This is a genomic window from Micromonospora sp. NPDC023644, from assembly GCF_040640115.1.
Lineage (GTDB): Bacteria > Actinomycetota > Actinomycetes > Mycobacteriales > Micromonosporaceae > Micromonospora.
In genome coordinates this window covers 1-4487 of sequence record NZ_JBFABA010000107.1, presented here as the reverse complement: position 1 = coordinate 4487, position 4487 = coordinate 1, and the positions used below count along the sequence as shown (strand labels likewise).

Below are 4487 nucleotides of genomic sequence, written 5' to 3'. Positions count from 1 at the left end.
ACCACCTCCCGCAACCCACGCGGCAGATGCGCATCTATCTCGGCACACACCCCGTCGAAAGCCGAAGCGAACACCGGGAACGCCTCGTACAGCTCGCGGCCCATCCCGACGCGCTGCGAACCCTGACCCGTGAACAACACCGCCCGACGACCCGCCGACACCACACCCGCCGACCGGCCCTCGGCCACCACCGACAGCCCCGCCGTCAACTCCTCGACCGAGCCACCCCACACCACCGCACGGTGCTCCAACGCCGCCCGCGTCGTCGCCAACGACCACGACACATCCACCGACGACACGGACCGGTCCCGCACGAACGACGCCAACCGCGCCGCCTGACCCACCAGACCCCGCTCCGAACGCCCCGACACCACCCACGGCACCGGTACGGACGCCGCGCCCGCCGAACCGATCCCATCGGCCTCGCCGCGCGCCTCCGCAGCCGACGCGGCCACGGGCTCCACCGCCGCAGCCACCGCCTCGCCCGCCGACGCCACCGCCAGCTCCGACGCCAGCTCCGCCACCGGCTCCGGCTGCTCGATGATCACGTGGGCGTTCGTCCCGGAGATACCGAACGACGACACGCCCGCCCGACGCGGACGACCCACCCCCGGCCACGACCGCGACTGCGTCACCAACTCCACCGCACCCGACGACCAGTCCACATGCGACGACGGCGCATCCACGTGCAACGACGCCGGCACCACCCCGTGCCGCATCGCCAAGATCATCTTGATGATCCCCGCCACCCCGGCAGCCGCCTGCGTGTGACCGATGTTCGACTTCACCGACCCCAACAACAACGGCACATCCCGACCCTGCCCGTACGTCGCCAGCAGGGCCTGCGCCTCGATCGGGTCACCCAACGTCGTTCCGGTGCCGTGCGCCTCCACGACGTCGACGTCCCCGACACCCAGCCGGGCATTTGCGAGGGCCTGCCGGATCACCCGCTGCTGCGACGGGCCGTTCGGCGCCGTCAACCCGTTCGACGCACCGTCCTGATTCACGGCGCTGCCACGCACCACCGCCAGGACCCGACGACCGTCGCGTTGCGCGTCCGACAACCGCTGCACCACCAGCACGCCGACGCCCTCGCCCCACGCCGTGCCGTCCGCCGATTCGGCGAAGGCCTTGCAGCGGCCGTCCGCCGACAGCCCGCCCTGGCGGGAGAACTCGATGAAGGCACCCGGGGTCGCCATCACGGTGACGCCACCAGCCAGGGCCAGGTCGCACTCGCCGGAGCGCAGCGCCTGCACCGCCAGGTGCAACGCCACCAGCGACGACGAGCACGCCGTGTCCACCGTCACCGCCGGCCCCTCGAACCCGAACGAGTACGCCACCCGGCCCGACAACACGCTCGCCGAGGCACCGGTCGCGCCGAACCCGGCGAGCGACTCCCCGGCCTGACGCACGACGGTCTCGTAGTCCTGCCCGTTGGTGCCGGCGAACACCCCGACCCGGCTGCCGCGCAGCGCGAGGGGCTCGATCCGGGCGTCCTCGAACGCCTCCCAGGCGACCTCCAGCAGCAGCCGCTGCTGCGGGTCCATCGCGAGCGCCTCACGCGGCGAGATGCCGAAGAACTCCGCGTCGAAGCCACCCGCGTCGGCCAGGAACGCCCCCCGGGAGACGTAGGAGTCGGATCCGGCCAGCGACTCCAGGTCCCAGTGCCGGTTGGTCGGGAAGTCCGACATCGCGTCGGCACCGGCGGTCAGCAGCTCCCAGAGCCCCTCCGGGGACTCGGCTCCGGCGGGGAAACGGCAGCCCATGCCGACGATGACGATCGGGTCGTCGCCCACGACGGTGCCGGTGATGCCGGCCGGGACGGGAAGGGCCTGCCCGCCGAGCAGCTCGGCGTGGATGTGTCCGGCCAGGGCCGCCGAGTTCGGGTAGTCGAAGGCGAGCGTGCTCGGCAACGCGAGGCCGGTCGCCGCGTCGAGCCGGTTGCGCAGCTCGACCGCCGCGAGCGACGTGAAGCCGAGGTCCTGGAACGCCCGGTCCGGTGCCACCCGCTCGGCGGAGTCGTGGCCCAGCACGGCGGCGACCTCGGCACGGACGAGCTCGCCGAGAGCGCGCAGCTGCTCCGCACCGGACATTCCCGACAGGCGGAGGCGCAGGTCGGCCGCAGGCACGGGGGCGTCGGCGGCTCCCGCCGCGCCGGCGGCGGCCAGGAGGTCCCCGACGAGCGGGTGGGAGCGCCGACCGCCGGTGGCGGCCACCCGGGCCCAGTCGATGTCGGCCACCACGAGGTAGGTCTCGTCGCGGTCCAGCGCCCGGGTGAGGGCGCGTACGGCCGTCTCCGGCGCCATCGCACCGAAGCCGGTGCGCTTCAGCCGCTGCTCGAACTCCCCGGCGCTCACCCCGCCGTCGGCCCACAGGCCCCAGGCGAGCGAGGTCCCCGGGAGCCCTTCGGCGCGACGCCGCTGCGCCAGCGCGTCGAGGAAGGCGTTGCCCGGCGCGTAGGTGGTCTGCCCCGCGGCGCCCATGAGACCGGCGAGGGAGGAGAAGAGGACGAAGGCGGAGAGGTCCGCCCCCCGGGTCAGCTCGTCCAGGTTGCGCGCGGCGTCGACCTTCGCCCGCAGGGCGGTGGCCAGCTGGTCGACGCTCACCGCGTCGACGACGTTGTCGTCGAGGGCGGCAGCGGTGTGTACGACCGCGTTCAGCGGAAGCTCGTCGGGGATCGAGCCGAGCAGCGCCGCGAGCGCGGCCCGGTCGGCCACGTCGCAGGACGCCAGGGTGACCCGGCTGCCGAGCCCGGCGAGTTCCTCGGCGAGGGCGCTCGCGCCCGGCGCCTCGCCACCCCGCCGGCTGACCAGCAGGAGATGCTCGGCGCCGTCGGCGGCCAACGCGCGTGCGACGTGCCGGCCGAGGGCCCCGGTGCCGCCGGTGATCAGCACCGTGCCGCGAGGCGTCCAGGATCGGCGCGGACCGGTGTCCCCGTACGTCGCACGGACGAGCCTGCGGGCGTGGGCGCCGTTCTGACGCAGGACGACCTCGTCCTCCCGGCCGGTGCCGGCGATCAGCGTCCGGAGCATGCGCACGACGTTCTGGTCGGGCTGCTCGGGAACGTCGACGAGCCCGCCCCAACGGTGCGGGTGCTCGGCGCGCAGCACGCTGCCGAAGCCCCACGCCATCGCCTGCACGGGGTCGACGTGCCGGTCGCGGGAGCCGACGGAGACGGCGCCACGGGTGGCGATCCAGAGCCGGGCGGTGAGCCCGGCGTCCCCGAGCGCCTGCGCGAGCGCGACCGTGCCGGCGAGGCCCGTCGGCACGGAGTCGGCCCCGGCGTACGGCCGGGTGTCGAACGCGAGCAGGGAGAGCACGGGCAGGGCGTCCGCGTCGCGGCCGGCCGACGCCTCGACGAGGTCGTGGGCGAGCCGCTTCCGGTCGCAGGCGGCGTCGACCTCGACGATCCGCCCACCGGCGGCGCCGAGGGCAGCCGCCCAGTCCGCCACGGCCGCGTCGGCGTCGGCCGGCACGACGAGCAGGAAATCGGTCGTCTCAGCGCGGGCGGTGTCGTCGGTGAGTGGCTGCCAGGCCACCCGGTAGCGCCAGGAGTCGAGGGTGGCCTCGGCGTCCCGGCGGCGTCGCCAGGTGGACAGCGCCGGCAGCACGTCCGCGAGCGGGGCGTCGGCGTCGACGGCCAGGCTCTCGGCGAGGGTCGTCAGGTCCTCCGCCTCGATCGTCCGCCAGAAGTCCTCGTCGGCCGCGCTACGCCCGGCGGCGGGGGGACGGTAGGAGCGCGTCGCGGCATTGATCCAGTAACGTCGATGATCGAAGGCGTACGTGGGCAGGTCCACCACGCGCGGCCGGGCCCCCGCCTGACCGTGGTACGCCGCCCAGTCGACCGGCACGCCCGCCACCCACAACTGCCCCAGAGCCGAGGTCAGCGCGGCGACCTCCGACTGGTCGCGCCGCACCGCCGGAACCCGCCGCACCGCACCATCCGCGACGACCTCCGCCACCATCGCCGTCAACGTCGCGTCCGGGCCGACCTCCAGGAACGTGTCGACCCCCTGCTCCCGCAACGCCGCCACACCATCGGCGAACCGCACCGGCTGCCGCACGTGCCGCACCCAGTACTCCGGATCCACCAACTCCAACGCATCCGCCACCGCACCGGTCACATTCGACACCACCGGAACCCGCGGCACCCGCCAATCCAGCCCCGCCACCACCGAGGCGAACTCACCCAACATCGGCTCCATCAACCGCGAATGGAACGCGTGACTGACCGACAACTCCTTGACCCGCCAACCCCGCTCACGACACACCGCCACCACCGAGGCCACCTCGTCGGCGGCACCTGACACCACCACCGACGCCGGACCGTTCACCGCCGCCACGTCCACCGCCGCACCCGACGCGTCAATGACCTCCCGCACGTCGGCCTCCGACGCACCGACCGCCGCCATCACCCCACCAGCCGGCAACGCCTGCATCAACCGACCCCGCGCCGAAACCAGGACACACGCATCCGCCAGGGACAC

The 4487-nt window shown here is 74.0% G+C and carries 1 protein-coding gene and 1 pseudogene; both read right to left on the bottom strand.

What is annotated here, in order from left to right; genetic code table 11:
- A partial coding sequence (locus tag AB0G08_RS30040) for a type I polyketide synthase (protein ID WP_358094312.1) occupies positions 1 to 1766 on the bottom strand: 1766 nt, incomplete at its 3' end.
- Between the two features lie 150 nt (positions 1767 to 1916).
- Positions 1917 to 4439: pseudogene (locus AB0G08_RS30035) on the bottom strand (SDR family NAD(P)-dependent oxidoreductase); the annotation flags it as partial.
- Between the last annotated feature and the right edge of the window lie 48 nt (positions 4440 to 4487).